The sequence below is a fragment of the Bacillus cereus group sp. BfR-BA-01309 genome (genome assembly GCF_022664315.1).
Taxonomy (GTDB): Bacteria; Bacillota; Bacilli; order Bacillales; family Bacillaceae_G; genus Bacillus_A; species Bacillus_A mobilis.
The window spans coordinates 1-15,748 of sequence record NZ_JAKUHE010000010.1 but is presented as its reverse complement, the minus strand read 5'-3'; the positions used below and the strand labels follow the sequence as shown (position 1 = coordinate 15,748).

Genomic DNA, 15,748 nt, shown 5'->3' with positions numbered 1-15,748 from the left:
TAAGAAGTAGCCCAAGTTTCAATGAGGAACTTGGGTTGTTTGTATGTTGTATTTCTCTTTTGTTTATTGTATACAAATGGCAGTGATGTGAGAGCTGCTGAGGCGGGTATTTTTTCTGATGTGCCTACATCGCATTGGTCGTATCCGGCGATTAAAGATTTAGCGAGTAAAAATATTATTTCTGGTTATGGAAATGGGAAGTTTGGTTTCGGTGATGTTGCGACGAGAGAGCAAGTTGCAGCTTTAATTTATCGTGTGTTAGTACCGAATAAGCAAGGTGGTACGTTTAGTAATGACGGTGCTCGTTACGTATTACAAGGTGGATCTACTTTAAACAATCCGTATCGAGATATTCGCTCAGGTTCAACATTGTTTCCTGAAGAGGTTTTAACGTTAACGAAATTAGGGGTTTTTAAAGGTGATGCAAACGGTGGTTTTAGACCGAAAGATTCTGTTAGCCGTGCAGAAATGGCACAAATTCTTACAAACGCTTTCCATCTTTCAGCAAAGCAAAAACATACATTTAACGATGTTCCGAGCGGTTTTTGGGATGAAAATGCAATTAGTGCAGTGCAATCAAACGGGATTGCTTCAGGTACAGGTGAAGGGAAGTTTGAGCCATATAGTACGGTGAAACGTGAACAATATGCGCAGTTTTTATATAATACTTTGAAATTTAAAAAGCCTGAAGTTGCAGTGCAAGATACAGGAGATGCGGCATTATTAACAGCATTTAAAGATGAAGTGCAAAAGCGTATTAATGCGTACGAAACGAATATTACACTTCCATATAAAACGAAAAATAGTAATCAGGAAGAAGTAATGAAGACACTTTTCAACGCCTATAAAGAAGTGGCAAGTAAAAATGAGTATACAAATTATAATAGATCGAATGTTTCATATGGACTTTCTGGATCACCTGGAAATTATACGTTTACGTTAAAGATTACATATCGTGAAACGAAAGAACAAACGGAATATGTAATGAAGCAAGCAAAGGCGATCGTTTCTTCTATTACGCAAGTAGGAATGGATGATCACGAAAAAGTGAAGGCGATTCATGATTATGTTGTAAAGCATATTTCTTATGATACGTCTTATAAAGCTTACACCGCATATGAAGCACTCGTAAATCGTTCTGCGGTTTGCCAAGGTTATGCACTATTAACCTATCAATTATTAAAAGAAGCTGGAATTGAGAATCATTTTGTAGTAGGAACTGGAGACGGTCAGCCTCACGCTTGGAACTTAGTGAAAATCGAAAACAAATGGTATCACCTTGATACAACATTCGATGATCCGGTGCCAGATGAACAAGGCCGCGTAACGTATTCTTATTTCAACTTATCAGATGAGCAAATCGCAAGAAATCATGAGTGGAACCGCGGGGACTATCCGCAAGCTACAACAAATTATTATAGTACATTAACAAATAAAATTGCGACAGGTAGTGCGAAGATCCCTGCATATCAGCAAATATTAAAAGATACAAAGTTAAATTATTTAGGAAATGAATACATCGCAAATAACTATAATGAATTCAAAAATAAAATGCAGAAACGTTATAACGAAAAATCACCAAAGATTGAAATCCTTTATAAACAATCAATGGATGGCGCATTGCAAGATGTGAAAAAAGCAATTGGAGAAATCGGTTATCTGCAAGGGGCAAACCGTGTTTCTTATAAAGCGGAGCCGTATAATGCAAAAGAAGGATATTCTTTAGTGACGATTACGTTTTTTTTAACTTAATTTGACATATACAGTCCAACTGTATAAAATCAAACTATACAGTTTAACTATATAGTTTAGCTATATAGTTATCGTTACATTGGAGGTCTTTATGAATAGAGATAAAAATTTACCATTAACGGAAACAACGTATTACGTTCTTTTAGCGTTATTAGAGCCAGCTCATGGATATTTAATTATGCAAAAGGTGGAGGAACTGAGTAATCATCAAGTGAAAATCGCAGCGGGTACATTGTATGGTGCGGTTGAAAATTTATTAAAACAAGGGTTAATAGAATCGGTAAAAAGTGAAGATAAACGAAGAAAAGTGTATGTCATTACGGAACGCGGGAAAGAAGTATTGCACTTAGACTTTATAAGAATGCAGCACATTATTGAGGTTACAAAGAGTTTATTACACGTATAGTTAGGGGGAAACGATGATGTGGAGATTGAAATTCTTTTTAGACTTTGAGAAAGAGGAAAAATGGTTAGAAGAGATGGCTTGGAAAGGCTATCAACTAGAAAGCACTACATTTGGTTATACATTCAGATATACAGAGCCGGAAGATGCGACGATTAGAATAGACCATAGAGTATTTAGTAGAAAAAGTGAATTTATGAATTACTGCACGCTATTTGAAGATAGTGGATGGGAGCATATAGCTGGTAATCGGTGGTCAGGTACGTACTATTTTAAAAAGATAAATGAGGAAAGTGAAGATGACATTTTTTCAGATCAAATGTCACGAGCAGGGAAGTATAAGCGTCTATCTAAAACATTTTTAGAATTAGCGACCTGTTATTTACCGATATTATTTTTATTTATGTATAGTAATACGATGAATTTAGGAGCATTTGTAAATCCGAAAGAACTATACTTGACGCCAGGATTATGGGATAAGCAAGGTGTATCATTTTTATGGTCATTTTTATTTGAAACACCATTTGCATTAATGAGAGGACTTTTTTTGACATTTATCCCCGTTGCAACATGTATGTTTTTCTTTTGCTCGTATAAAGCAAATCGATTGTATGAGGCGAGACGATGATAGGATGGGTCCCCTTAAAGCTGATGCTTTGAGGGGATTTTTTTGAGTTTGTAAATGGTATCTTTTTAAAACGGGTAAAGGAAAAGGATGCTTTATAGAGCATGCCTACAATTTAGAATTTACTATATGCATTGTTGTAAATATGTATAATTACATGAAATTTCAGTGAAAAAGAGAGTATACTTTCTTATTGTGTAATAAAGATAAGGCCCGCCTACGGAAATAGGGGGGCCCTTTTTAATGTATAAAGAAAAGGTATATTCTAGGATGCCTTCTTAAAGAAATCCTTCATCATTTTCGCATCTTTAATGTTCACTACCACACCTTCAACTTTATCTTTCTTCTCATCTTTAGCAATCGTAATTTGCTCCTTATTATCAACCCACACAAGAAACTCTTCTTTTGCGTCATCTTTATATGTAACGGTAATAGTAGAATGTGTAGATTCTCTCTTTTTTTGATCTAATGTAATTGATTTAGGAGTGCCTTTTTGAACTGCTGAAACGATTGATTGTATCATTTCTTCGTTATCTATTTGAGATTTTGAAACGTTGTTATTTTTTGTGCTAAGTATTTCGATATCTGTAATATTTGCGGAGTTTAATTGAAAGGCATTTTGTTTCTGTTCTTGTTTAGTTTGTGGAGATTTGTCTGTAGCTGAGGTACTTGTACAGCCTATTAAAGTGAAAGATAGAGCGGTTAGAGCGCATATAGATATGATTTTTTTCATAATATCCCTCCTTATGTTTAATTATAACAATTTTCTGTTAATTTAGGTAGTTATTGTAAAGAAAGTGACGAATACTATTTTTCCCTTACAAAATTGTCACACTCCTGTAAGGTAATTCAATAGATTAGATACTTTTTCCATGGCATAATAAAGACATAAGAAAGCTTATTCAAACTACAACTTATTAGGAGAGTGTCAGTCATGATTGTAACAACAACGTCTGGAATTCAAGGTAAAGAAATTATTGAGTATATCGATATTGTAAATGGTGAAGCTATTATGGGTGCAAATATTGTCCGTGATTTATTTGCTTCCGTTCGTGATGTTGTCGGTGGTCGTGCTGGTTCTTACGAAAGCAAGCTAAAAGAAGCTCGTGATATCGCAATGGATGAAATGAAAGAACTTGCAAAACAAAAAGGTGCGAACGCTATCGTTGGTATTGACGTAGATTACGAGGTTGTTCGTGATGGAATGTTAATGGTTGCTGTAAGTGGTACAGCTGTACGTATATAAGTAAAAAAACAGGCTCACCCCTTGAAGCTTATGCTTTGAGGGGATTTTTTTGTTTTATGACTAACGTTGACAGGAAATTATAATTACATATGTTCAAAGTGGGCAAAACGTTATTGTAAAAAATGCTAGGATTGCTCCTAGCATTTCGTGAGGGGGGTATTGCACGGGAATTTAGATAATAAGCAGACACACTTGCTTATTTCAAATGTAGTATATATTGTTTTCAAAGGGAAAAGTAAGAAATACAACAATCTTTATATATGTTTAACGAAGGTGTTAACTTTATGCCAAATAATAAATTTGTTATTTGGGGTAAGAAGAAAAATAATGGTATGAATAGCTTTAGAGAATATATAGTTGATAGAAATAAACGATTGAGCATGTAAAGCGTTATATTACATAAAATTTATAATGAATGGAGGCGATTACATTATGTTTTGGTTAGGGTGTTTTTTAGGCTACATTGTAGGTTCAGTTATTACATGTGCGCTACTTTACTATGGTTATAGATCTAGTGAAAATAAAAAAGCGGATATACGAGAGAGGGAGGAGAGGAAAATCAATAAAAAAGGTGTATAGTATGTGAAAGGTAAGGTGATAGTGTCGATGCAAAAATAAAGGACAGTACACATTGTATATGACTACTATGTACTGTCCTGATTATTCTTTTTGGATTACGAAAAATTATCTCCTGTCTTACTATAAATTTCATAGGCGAAATAACCAAATAAATAGCCTATTCCAGATCCTAAACTAACTGAAAGCAGGGAGAAGTCCGGGAAAAACATGCCGAAAATCAAACCGATTATACAGCCGACAAGCATTCCTATAGGTATGAGACTATCTAATAAATTTTGAGCTTCTTTTGATTTTTTCTTACCTACTGTTCCTTCGTTATATTTACGTTCCATTCTTTTCATTACAAATACTACAATTCCACCAACTATTACAACAGGCGCGATTGCCGAAATGAACCACATGTTAGAAGCTCCTTTCGTTTTTAATTAAATTATACCATATATTAACATTTTTAATTTAAGCGGAGACAAGATCTTTTGCAGTTCTTTTCTTTTTGTTCATGACTAAAGTTAATAGGAATAAAAGGAAGCTTAAAAGTGCCATTATAATAAAAACTTGCGTATAACCATTAAAGTAGTCACGAGCGATTCCTGCTAGGACAGGAATGAATCCGCCCATAATATATCCTCCTGACTGCATCATAGCAGTCCATGCACTCGCATCTTCTGAAGTTTTTGTTTCATATAGCGGTAGCATAAGAGCGAGTGGAAATACGCCGCCGAGCCCGATACCTAGTAGGATAGAAGGGATCCATGGTGTAGTTAGTGGGTAAATCATAAGCAATAAACCTACGAGTACAAAACATATACTCCCTAATAACCAAAGTGTCCTGTTTTTATAAATATCCGCTAATGTTGGAATTAAAAAGCTGCATATCATTTGGATCACTGTAAAAACAGTTATAAGAGTACCCGCTTGTTCGCTGCTTACACCCATACTTTGATTTGCTGGCGCAAGCCAAGTCGTAATAGAATAAAAGATTCCTGATTGTAGTCCGAAAAAGATTGTGAATAACCATGCTTTTTTATTTTTTAAAGGTAAGCTATTATTCTTTTTATTTTGTGTACTCGTATTCTTTTTTCGTTTCATAACGGGATACCAAAACATAATAGCGATAATCGTAAGTACACCCCAAAAAGCGAGTGCCATATTCCAAGACCCTTTTAATATATGTTGTAAAGGAATCGTTAATCCTGCACTTAAAGAAGCACCAGTTCCCATACCTACTGAATATATGCCAATCATTAAGCCGATTTTCGTAGGGAATTTTTCTTTAATAAAACCTGATAGTAACGGGCCTGCAAGTGCAATTCCAATACCGATAAATAAAGAGCTCGCGAATAATGCGGAAATGGAAAAGGTAAAGGCCCTCATACATGTTGCCAAGCCGATTAAAATAAGACAAGCCATAATTGATTTTTCTGCCCCGTATTTCTTAATTACCTTCCCAGTTAGTAAGGCGAATGTCCCCATACAAAAAACAGGAATAGCTGTTAAAAAACTAACGGAGAAATTGCTTATACTTAAGTCTTGTCGGATTGTTTCTAATACAGGTGAAACAGATGTAATTCCGATGCGTAGATTAATGGAAACAAAAAATAGTGCTAGTATATACAAATAAGTTCGTTGTCGATGTTTCAATTTCATTTTCTCCCCTCTCAAACATCAGATGTTATTGAGTATATCATCTGATGTTTGAGTGTAATAGATAAGGAGCTTATTTCAGCTCCAAATTTTGAATAGCGTATGTTCGTGCTTCTTCAGTATTTTGTTTTAAAATCGCTTGGAATAACTTTTCATGAATATCAGAGTTATCTTCATAGTTCGCTGTATGTAATATGAATTGGCTTAAAATGTGACGAAGGGCAGGTACGAAAGATTGATACAAATCAAGTAGAACTTCGTTTTTGCTCGCCTTTGCAATGGCTAGATGAAACTGAATGTCTGCATCTATGTATGCTACATAATTTCCTTCTTGAAGGGCATTTTTTCTTTTACTCAAATGTCCTTTTAAGTATAAAAGATCCTCGTCACTTCGGCGTTGTGCCGCTAACATTGCTACTTCTTTATCTAACATATTTCGTGCTTCATACACATGATGTATATTAGCTGCTTGCAGTCGTTTTTCAAATGAATCTTGCGTTGTATTGAGTGAAACAATACGAGTACCTTGTCCTTGTCGAACTTCTAATATGCCAGCATGTACTAATATTTTTATGCTTTCTCTCAGCGTTGAACGTCCTACCCCTAACTCTTCCATTAATTGCGGCTCTGTAGGGAGGCGATCGCCAACTTCATACTCGCCAGAAAAGATTTTCTCTTGTAGACGTTCTAGCACTTCATCGACTAATTTCCGACGAGAAACTTTTGAAAAAGATTTCTTTTCGTTCATATTCATCTGCTCATCTCCTGTTATATTCGTTTTTATGATAACCAATTTAAGTTCGGTTGACAATGTTATTTTTTAGGTAGTTGAAGTGGGGATACTAAAAGCGGGTTTATAAGACATAAAAAAATCTATTTTGAAAAAAATCAAAATAGATCCTTCGCTAGTATTCAATAACTCGTCAAAAACACTTTCCCTTTCGTTTTCTCAGCAGACTGCACAACATCAACTGCTGCTTTCACATCCGCTAAGTCATACGTAGAATGTACCGTCATAAAACGTAATTGCTTATTTTCAACTAAGCGAATTAAGTGACGAAACGTTTCTTGCCATTTATATGGTGAAGCTTCTTTATTCCAATGTCGTAAATGAAATATGTTCGCGTGCACTTTTGCTTTCGTGACAATCTCTGCCCAGTTTACTTGTATTCCTGATAGAAGGCCGATCGTTAAAAAGTGCCCGTTTGGACGTAAGGAGAAAGCTAATGCATTTCCATCTGGTCCCCCGATAGAATCAATCGCAGCATCTGCACCGAGCCCATTTGTTAATTCCATAACGGTTTCATAAAGCGGGGCAGTGGAAGTATCAATTACATACTCGGCACCAAGGCGCAGTAACTCTTCTGTATGCTTATTATTTCTTGTAACAGCAATTAATCGGAAGTTTAAAATTTGTGATAACTGCGCAAATAGATGACCAATAGCGGATCCACAGGCATTCACTAATAAAACGTCATTACGTTGTAAGTTTAACGTTTCTGTGCATGTAACCCACGCCGTAAGAGGATTAATATACATTTGTGCCGCTGTGAAATCATCGATGGAATCCGGAATAGGGACTACAAAATCAGCTGATGTCTTCACATAATCCTGCCAAGTACCTTCTCCGCGTAACGGTAAAACACGTTTACCGATAAGGTCTCTAGTAACGCCCGCGCCTACATCTTCTACAATACCGACACCTTCATAACCAGGTATGTTAGGTAACGGAATTCTATGTGCGTACGCTCCGGTAACGGGAATTAAGTCAGATGGGTTAATCGGCCTAACTAACATACGAATGAAAACTTCATTATCTTTTAATGGTTCTATATTTTTATATTCAACTTGTAATACATCTCTTGGGTTGCCGAACTTGTGAAATTGAATGTGTTTTCCGTGCACGATACATGTTCCCCCTTAGTTTGATTGGGTTTATTATAGCATTTTTGGTTTTGGGGGGTATTTTATTCTATTATATAGTTAAGACTCTAAAAGTTTGTGGTGGAGGAGTTTTAAATGGAGCTATTTAAAGGAAAAGTTGTTTGTCCAAGATGTGATGGAAATGGTCTCGTTTATAAAGCAGAAATTAAAGATATAAATAAAGTTGTATATGTTTGTGATGAATGTGACGCAACTTGGTTTCAGAATGATAGATTTGGAATGGATAATTTTGTGGATTATGAGACATTTCTTGAGGAGAATTCATTGTCTTATATGAAGGCGAATGTTATTCATTTAGGCTATGATTGGTACAAAGGGTAGTAAATTTTTCAAAAACAAGAAGCTACTTTAAAAGTAGCTTCTTCTATTTTTTATTAAGCCGAAGCTCTCTTCATTCTCTCAAGTAAACTAGATAACACATGCGTACGATATGATTCTAGTTTTTTACCTTCATAAGTACGAATACCTAATTTTTTAAGTTCTTTTACATACCAACCTTTGCTTCCGAAATACATGTGATCGCTCCCCTTCAACTTTGTTTTTATTTGTTCTGATTGTACTTGGAGGTACAGGATAATAATGAAGGAAATGAATTTCGCGCGAAAATGGTTAACTTTGTTGCAAAAGACATATATACTAAGGATAGTATATAACGAGGTGGGCAAGACGTGATTATAGAGAAGCACGAAATTCAAATTGACCAAATTACGAGCGGTAAAGTGAATATCTTTACTTTCTATAGAAATAGAAAGCAAATTGATGATCATTTTTTACGATTGCAAGAACCATCGCTTACAGCAAACTACTTCTTCCATTTTCATTTTGATGCAGAGAGCTTGCATCTACTGCAGGAAGAGTTTCCAAGCGTATATCCATACGACGGTAGTGAAACGATTCACAACTGGACGGAAAAGATGAAAGCAGAGTTGCAACATCAGATCCAAACAGGAAAATGGAATAAGCGCGTACGTATCGGTAATCGCATTCTAGATGTGGCGTTTACGTGGTGTGACGAAGATATAGTAGAGTAAAAAGAAGCGGGTGACGCTTCTTTTTTTTAGCGCTGGAATAAAACGAGCTTACCTGCAGAAGATGTGCAGCGATGTGTTTTTTCGTGCAATCCTTTTTCTTGTAAAATAGATTCACCTTTTGCTTTCGCTTCTTTTTCAGTTGCCGCCTCGAATGATTCATCTAATGCTTTTGAACCATCTTTTTCAAAGACTGTTAGAACGTATACTCCCATGAAAATTCCCTCCAATAATAAAAATCAGAATCTTATAACTATTTTGGCATAAATCGCTAGAATATGCAAAGAAATATATGACATTGCGTGTTACAATAAGGTGAAACTTTAATAAGCGGGGGTGTCTATTCATTCCTACTTATTAAAGTTTTCAGCAATTTTAATGTTGATAAAATGAAACTTTTGAAAGATAGAAAGGATCGTTATTTGTGAAACAAGTGAAGTTTATACATGCGGCTGATTTGCATTTGGATAGTCCGTTTAAAGGGATGGAGATGAATGTTGCGCAGTCTGTTTGGGAAAGAATGAAGCAAAGTACGTTTGAATCGTTCGAGCGTATTGTTGATAAAGCGATTCAAGAGCGCGTTGATTTCGTATTACTAGCCGGGGATTTGTATGATGCGGAGACGAGAAGTTTGAGAGCGCAAGTGTTTGTGCGCGAGCAAATGAAGAGACTGTCGCAGTACGATATCCCTGTTTTTATTATTCACGGTAACCATGATCATTTAGGGGGAAGCTGGGCAGCAATTGAGTTTCCGGAAAATGTTCATGTGTTTACGGAGCCTTATGTAGAAGAGAAATCATTTTATAAAAATGGTGAGCTAGTAGCTTCTATTTACGGGTTTAGTTATTTGCAGCAAGCGGTAACGGACAATATGACAGCGCAGTATACGAAAATGAGTGATGCGCCTTTTCATATTGGTATGCTTCACGGAAGTGTGGAAGGAGATGCAGAGCATAATCGCTATGCACCGTTTCAAATTCGTGAGCTAAAAGAAAAGCAGTTTGATTATTGGGCTCTTGGTCATATACATAAATGTGAAATTTTATCAGAAGAGCCGTACATTATTTATCCAGGGAACATACAAGGACGTCATCGTAAGGAAACGGGCGAAAAGGGTGCGTACCTGATTGAACTTACGAAACAAGGAACGCAATGTTCATTTTTCCATACGGCAGATGTTGTGTGGGATGAAATAGAAGTAAGTATCGATGGACTTGAAACTGTCGATGAACTTATGACTGTGATATCAAGTGCGATGAATGAATGCCGAAGAGAAGAAGAAGGGACGCTTTTAACTGTCGTATTTACAGGTCAGGGACCACTTTCTTCTTATTTACGTGACGAAAAACGTGCGGAAGAGATTTTCTATATTTTAGCAGCTGGCGAAGAGCGAAAAGACTTCGTATATGCGATGAAGTGGAAAAATGAGACGGTTTCTTTTGCGGAAATCGAGCGTTTGAAAGAGGAAAACCATTTCGTCGGTAGTGTGCTAAAAGAGTTAGAAGCTTTCACCAATATGGACGGCGTGTTGCGCACGATTTGGACATCTCCTGTAGCACGTAATAGTATTGAATCTTTTACAGAAGAAGAGAAGAAAGAGATTCAAAAGGAAGCAGAAAATATTATTTTAGAGCAATTATTCCAGCAAGAGAGGGATAAAAAATGAGAATTGAAAAACTCCATATTTATGGGTACGGAAAATTAGAAAATGTGGAAATGGATCTTTCATTGCTGACTGTTTTATATGGTGAAAATGAAGCGGGGAAATCGACAATTCGCTCATTTATGAAAAGTATTTTATTCGGTTTTCCAACAAGAGGACAGCGCCGTTATGAGCCGAAAGAAGGCGGCAAGTATGGCGGTGCGATGACTGTGCAAACAGAGAAGTACGGCCGTTTGAAAATTGAACGATTGCCAAAGACAGCAGTTGGCGAGGTGACCGTTTATTTTGAAGACGGGAAAACGGGCGGCGAAGAAATTTTACACGATATATTAAGCGGGATGAATGAAAGTTTATTTGAATCTGTCTTTTCATTTGATATGCACGGCCTTCAAAACATTCATCAGCTCGGCGAAGCGGATATCGGAAATTATTTATTTTCAGCAAGCGCAGTCGGAAGTGATGCGTTATTACAGCTAGATAAAAAGCTAGAAAAAGAAATGGATCAGCGCTTTAAGCCGAGTGGGCGTAAACCAGAAATTAACGTGTCACTGCAAGAAATGAAGAAGCTTGAAGAGAAGATGAAAGAATGGCAAGGGAAAATTGGCACGTATGAAAAACAGGTTGAGCAGTTAAAAGAAAGTGAAGAGAAGCTAGCTACTGTTCGCGTGGAAAAAGAGAGTGCGGAAAAACGAAAGCAAGATTATGAAATATTAGCTGCGCTTGAGCCACTCGTTATTGAAAAGCGTGCGCATGAGAAAGTGTTAGAAAACGAGAGCGGGCAATTTCCTGTAAACGGAATGGCGCGTTATGAAGCGATTAAGGCGAAGATGGAGCCGCTCCAATTACAAGTTGATTCACTCCATAAAAAAATAGAGAATGTGCAATTGGAAATGGAATCGATTCAAATAGATGAAGCGTTTTTACAAAAAGAAAGTTATGTAGAAGAACTTCGTATGCAGCACATGTCTTATGAAAATGCACGTCAAGAAATGCGTGATGTGACAGGAACGATTACGAATATAAAAGAAGAGCTGGCAGAACTAGAGCAACAAATCGGTGCTACGTTTGAAAAAGAAACAGTCCTGTCGTTTGATATGAGTTTGGCAACGAAAGAGTTAATTACGCAAGCAGTGCAAAAGGCGCGTGAATTAGAAACGCAAAAAGCACAACTTGATGATCGTTTTAAAGTAGCGCAGGAGCAATTAGAAGAACAAGAAGAAAATATAAGACAGATTAAGAAGCAAATGCTAGCGGATGAAGAGCGAAGTGCGTTAGCTGAGAAAGAGAAGTCGTTCCAAGATGCGGCGTTTATCGGCATGGGCGCAGAGAGAATGAAGCGTAAGTACGAGGAAAAAGCAGGAGCGGCTATGCAAAAGAAAAAGCAGTGGCAAAGAGTTTGTCTTCTGTTACTTCTTATTAACACAGTCGTTTTATTTACAAGCTTATTTATAGATAACCGCCCGCTCTTATTTATTAGTGTCATTGTTTTTGTAGGGATTGTTCTTGCCCTCGTTTTATATAAAGATCCGTCAAGTGGATTACAAGAAGAGCTTCTTACTCTTCAGCAAAGTGCTGGCGGGAGACAAAGTGAAGAAGCGATGTCTGTGCGCTATGAGTTAGAAAAAGATGAAGAGATTCGTAAGCTATTTGAGCGTGAGTCATATAAGTTACAACAAATGGAGCGAGCGTATGATAAAGTCGTTTCATCCTATGAGGAGTGGGAGCGAGAAACGTTCCGCATTAGCGAACAAGTAAATGTGTATAAAATGCGCTATACGTTCCCTGAATTTTATACGTATGCGCACATATTGCCGGCGTTTGAGCGTATGGAAAAAATGCAGCAATTATATCGTGATTTAGAGAAGAAAAGTGAGCGCAAATCTTCATTATATGAAATGATTTCGCATTTTGAACATAAACTAGAAACTGTTATCGGTAGTGCAGAGTATAGTAAGCTGCACGAGGCACAAATCCGTATGCAAAATGAGAAAGAAAAGCGCCAAACTTGTAAGCAGCTAAAAGAGAAGTTGGCGGAATGGCAAGAAGAGTATGAGTTCATGCAAGAGCAATTAAAACAACTGTTAGTAGAACGAGATGGATTATGGCATATCGCACATTCTACAGATGAAGAGATGTTTTTAGAAGCGGGTAAACTATCGGAAAAACGTGAAGATGCTGAGAAGCAAGTAGGGCGTTTATTACCGCAAATTGATCTATTAGAACAGCGTTTAACGAGTTTATCATTAGCTGAACATTATGAGGCTGACGGTTATGATGAGAAATTAACGCAAGAAATGACAGCCGCGCAAAACTGTCTTACAAAGGAAAAAGAACTGACAGAGCGCATTGCGAAGCATCGTATGGAAATTGCGAATTTAGAAGAAGGCAGTACATATGGTGATTTAATGCACGAGTGGGAAATAAAAAAAGCGCAAGTGCGTGAACAAGTGAAGAAGTGGGCTGCGTATGCGGCCGCAAAGACAGTGTTAACGAAAACGAAGCAATATTATCATGAAGTACATCTTCCCCGTATTTTACAAAAATCAGAAGAGTACTTTGTGTATTTAACAGGCGGACGATATAGTAAAATCTTTTCACCGTCGGAGGCAGAGCCGTTCATTGTCGAGCGTAACGATGGTATGCGTTTTTACAGTCATGAGCTAAGCCAAGCGACAGCGGAGCAGTTATATTTATCGCTGAGATTTGCATTAGCGAAAACATTTGAGCATGATTATCCGTTTATTATTGATGATAGTTTCGTGCATTTTGATGCGGTAAGGACGAATCGTACGATTGAGCTAATAAAGGAAATTGCGAAAGACAGACAAGTCATCTTCTTTACATGTCATGCGCATTTACTAACGTATTTTACAGAAAAACAGATTATAAAATTAGTGCGTAAGCGTAAAGAAAATGAGTTGTAGTGTGCTATACTAAAAGTAACTGATATGGTGGAGGAATTCGAATGAAAAAGAAAATTGCAGAATATGAAGTTGGTGAACAAGTCGATGTTTTCTTGTTAATTAAAACAGCGACAAAAGGTCTAGCAAGCAATGGAAAGCCGTTTTTAACAGTAATCTTACAAGATCCAAGTGGAGATATTGAAGCGAAGCTATGGGACGTATCACCAGAAGTTGAGAAACAATATGTAGCGGAAACAATCGTTAAAGTAGCTGGTGACATTCTAAACTACAAAGGCCGTATTCAATTACGTGTGAAACAAATCCGAGTTGCGAATGAAAATGAAGTAACGGACATCTCAGACTTCGTAGAAAAAGCGCCAGTGAAAAAAGAAGATATGGTCGAAAAAATTACGCAATACATATTCGAAATGAGAAATCCGAACATTCAACGTCTAACAAGACATTTATTAAATAAGCATCAAAACGAATTTTTAGAATATCCAGCAGCGACAAAAAATCATCACGAATTCGTATCTGGATTAGCTTATCACGTCGTATCGATGCTTGATTTAGCGAAAGCTATCTCAAATCTATACCCATCATTAGATAAAGACTTACTATATGCAGGGGTTATTTTACATGACCTTGGTAAAGTAATCGAATTATCTGGCCCAATTTCTACAACGTATACGTTAGAAGGAAATTTATTAGGCCACATTTCTATTATGGTGAACGAAATTGGTAAAGCAGCAGATGAGCTGAACATCGATGCAGAAGAAGTATTAATTCTTCAGCACATCGTCCTTTCTCACCACGGAAAAGCAGAATGGGGTAGCCCAAAACCACCGTTAGTAAAAGAAGCAGAAATTCTGCACTACATCGATAACTTAGATGCAAAAATGAACATGATGGACCGCGCATTAGGACGCACAAAACCAGGCGAATACACAGAGCGTGTCTTTGCTCTTGATAATCGTTCGTTCTATAAACCGACGTTCCATAATTAATAATGTGAATCAAATGGCCTCATTAAGTGGTAATAAGCTTAGTGGGGCTGTTGTATAATGATAATAAAGTTATTGAATTTTGATTATTAAAAGCTAAGAGCCTTACTACATTCTACGTAGCAAGGCTCTTTAAAGTTGTTTCAAATTACATCCATCTGTCCGTTTAAGTGTAACTATTCGTAATTATTTGATATTATACAGGTGAATAGAAAGATATATTAAAATTTAGTTTCGTAGTTGTAAAAGGAGGTTATTTATCCGACATTAACGGGCAGTAAGTAAAACTCCCACCTCAAAATTTGGCTGGAGCAAAGAAGTTAGGTGGGGGTCGGGCTGCCCGTAAACGTCCGATTGGTGAGGGCTGATTATAGGTTCACTTTATATTATTCTCTTATAATTTTCCCAAAAGGAGAGTTTATGAAAAAGATTATTGTTTTTGTATTAACGATATTTATATTATTCTCAGGATTCGCAACACAAAGTTATGCGTTGTCAGATTCGCAATCTGCGGCAATACAAGCGTTGCTAGATGATGCCTGTCGTATATCAGGTGTGCCGGGAATGTCAATCTCAATACTTGCTGATGATGAAGTGTTCTACTTTTCTTCAGGGTATGCAGACCGTGAAAAGGGGTTGTCTGCAAGTGAAAATACACTCTATGAGTTAGCCTCGGTCAGTAAAGCTTTTACCGGTATTGGTATTATGCTATTGGAAGAGCAAGGGCTGCTCTCAATGACTGACCCTGTCCAAAAATATTTACCTTGGTTTACATTAAAGTATCAAGGGAAACCTGTTGATATGCAAAATCTTACACTAAATAACTTTCTTCACCATACCAGTGGTCTAACAAATATTAGGCATCTTCAAAATATTCCACAAGGCAATACACCGGATATGTTGCAAAAGACTGTGGAAATGCTCGTGGATGCTGAATTGGCGTTCCCTCCCGGTGAA

At 36.9% G+C, this 15,748-nt stretch carries 17 protein-coding genes; 10 read left to right on the top strand and 7 right to left on the bottom strand.

The window, feature by feature from the left end; all coding sequences use genetic code 11:
• Nucleotides 1-39 precede the first annotated feature (39 nt).
• The 3 genes from MR115_RS18960 to MR115_RS18950 all read left to right on the top strand — a co-directional run bounded on the left by MR115_RS18960 (nt 40) and on the right by MR115_RS18950 (nt 2,783).
• A complete protein-coding gene (locus MR115_RS18960) occupies nt 40-1,752 on the top strand; it encodes an S-layer homology domain-containing protein (protein ID WP_242242308.1) in 1,713 nt (570 codons plus the stop codon).
• 91 nt (nt 1,753-1,843) lie between these two features.
• Entirely contained in the window at nt 1,844-2,158 is a 315-nt protein-coding gene (locus MR115_RS18955) for a PadR family transcriptional regulator (RefSeq protein ID WP_242242307.1), read from the top strand.
• 13 nt (nt 2,159-2,171) lie between these two features.
• Nucleotides 2,172-2,783, top strand: coding sequence for a DUF2812 domain-containing protein (locus MR115_RS18950; RefSeq protein ID WP_242242306.1), 612 nt, complete (start codon nt 2,172-2,174; stop codon nt 2,781-2,783).
• Nucleotides 2,784-3,045: 262 nt separating this feature from the next.
• Here the strand turns inward: MR115_RS18950 and MR115_RS18945 are convergent, their stop codons facing one another.
• Nucleotides 3,046-3,513, bottom strand: a complete 468-nt coding sequence (locus MR115_RS18945; protein ID WP_242242305.1) for a lipoprotein — start codon at nt 3,511-3,513, stop codon at nt 3,046-3,048.
• A 201-nt stretch (nt 3,514-3,714) separates the two neighbouring features.
• On the opposite strand from MR115_RS18945, the gene MR115_RS18940 reads away from it, so the two are divergent.
• Nucleotides 3,715-4,026 (top strand): YbjQ family protein, encoded by a 312-nt coding sequence (locus MR115_RS18940; RefSeq protein ID WP_000637510.1) that lies wholly within the window; start codon nt 3,715-3,717, stop codon nt 4,024-4,026.
• Nucleotides 4,027-4,700: 674 nt separating this feature from the next.
• Here the strand turns inward: MR115_RS18940 and MR115_RS18935 are convergent.
• The 4 genes from MR115_RS18935 to MR115_RS18920 all read right to left on the bottom strand — a co-directional run bounded on the left by MR115_RS18935 (nt 4,701) and on the right by MR115_RS18920 (nt 8,157).
• Nucleotides 4,701-5,006, bottom strand: a complete 306-nt coding sequence (locus MR115_RS18935) for a hypothetical protein (protein WP_242242304.1) — start codon at nt 5,004-5,006, stop codon at nt 4,701-4,703.
• 55 nt (nt 5,007-5,061) lie between these two features.
• Nucleotides 5,062-6,252 (bottom strand): MFS transporter, encoded by a 1,191-nt coding sequence (locus tag MR115_RS18930; RefSeq protein WP_242242303.1) that lies wholly within the window; start codon nt 6,250-6,252, stop codon nt 5,062-5,064.
• 70 nt (nt 6,253-6,322) lie between these two features.
• On the bottom strand, nt 6,323-7,003 hold the full coding sequence (locus MR115_RS18925; protein WP_073518990.1) for a FadR/GntR family transcriptional regulator: 681 nt from the start codon (nt 7,001-7,003) through the stop codon (nt 6,323-6,325).
• Nucleotides 7,004-7,161: 158 nt separating this feature from the next.
• Entirely contained in the window at nt 7,162-8,157 is a 996-nt protein-coding gene (locus tag MR115_RS18920; protein ID WP_242242546.1) for a zinc-dependent alcohol dehydrogenase family protein, read from the bottom strand.
• Between the two features lie 111 nt (nt 8,158-8,268).
• On the opposite strand from MR115_RS18920, the gene MR115_RS18915 reads away from it, so the two are divergent.
• Nucleotides 8,269-8,514 (top strand): 3'-5' exonuclease, encoded by a 246-nt coding sequence (locus MR115_RS18915; RefSeq protein ID WP_073518992.1) that lies wholly within the window; start codon nt 8,269-8,271, stop codon nt 8,512-8,514.
• Between the two features lie 53 nt (nt 8,515-8,567).
• Here the strand turns inward: MR115_RS18915 and MR115_RS18910 are convergent, their stop codons facing one another.
• Nucleotides 8,568-8,708 carry a YflJ family protein gene (locus tag MR115_RS18910; protein WP_000273537.1) on the bottom strand — a complete coding sequence of 47 codons (141 nt, stop codon included), beginning with the start codon at nt 8,706-8,708 and terminating at the stop codon, nt 8,568-8,570.
• Between the two features lie 153 nt (nt 8,709-8,861).
• Here MR115_RS18910 and MR115_RS18905 point away from each other — a divergent pair, with 153 nt between their 5' ends.
• Nucleotides 8,862-9,224 (top strand): hypothetical protein, encoded by a 363-nt coding sequence (locus tag MR115_RS18905; RefSeq protein WP_063260023.1) that lies wholly within the window; start codon nt 8,862-8,864, stop codon nt 9,222-9,224.
• 26 nt (nt 9,225-9,250) lie between these two features.
• Here the strand turns inward: MR115_RS18905 and MR115_RS18900 are convergent, their stop codons facing one another.
• Nucleotides 9,251-9,436, bottom strand: a complete 186-nt coding sequence (locus tag MR115_RS18900) for a YhzD family protein (protein ID WP_000539550.1) — start codon at nt 9,434-9,436, stop codon at nt 9,251-9,253.
• A gap of 209 nt (nt 9,437-9,645) precedes the next feature.
• On the opposite strand from MR115_RS18900, the gene MR115_RS18895 reads away from it, so the two are divergent.
• From MR115_RS18895 to MR115_RS18880, 4 genes are all read left to right on the top strand, one after another.
• Entirely contained in the window at nt 9,646-10,887 is a 1,242-nt protein-coding gene (locus tag MR115_RS18895) for a metallophosphoesterase family protein (protein WP_242242302.1), read from the top strand.
• Entirely contained in the window at nt 10,884-13,808 is a 2,925-nt protein-coding gene (locus tag MR115_RS18890; protein WP_242242301.1) for an ATP-binding protein, read from the top strand. The genes MR115_RS18895 and MR115_RS18890 overlap by 4 nt, the downstream gene beginning before the upstream one ends.
• Before the next feature lie 41 nt (nt 13,809-13,849).
• A complete protein-coding gene (gene yhaM, locus MR115_RS18885; protein ID WP_000726650.1) occupies nt 13,850-14,794 on the top strand; it encodes a 3'-5' exoribonuclease YhaM in 945 nt (314 codons plus the stop codon).
• A gap of 417 nt (nt 14,795-15,211) precedes the next feature.
• Nucleotides 15,212-15,748 (top strand): serine hydrolase domain-containing protein (locus tag MR115_RS18880; RefSeq protein WP_242242300.1); only part of this gene is annotated, 537 nt, incomplete at its 3' end.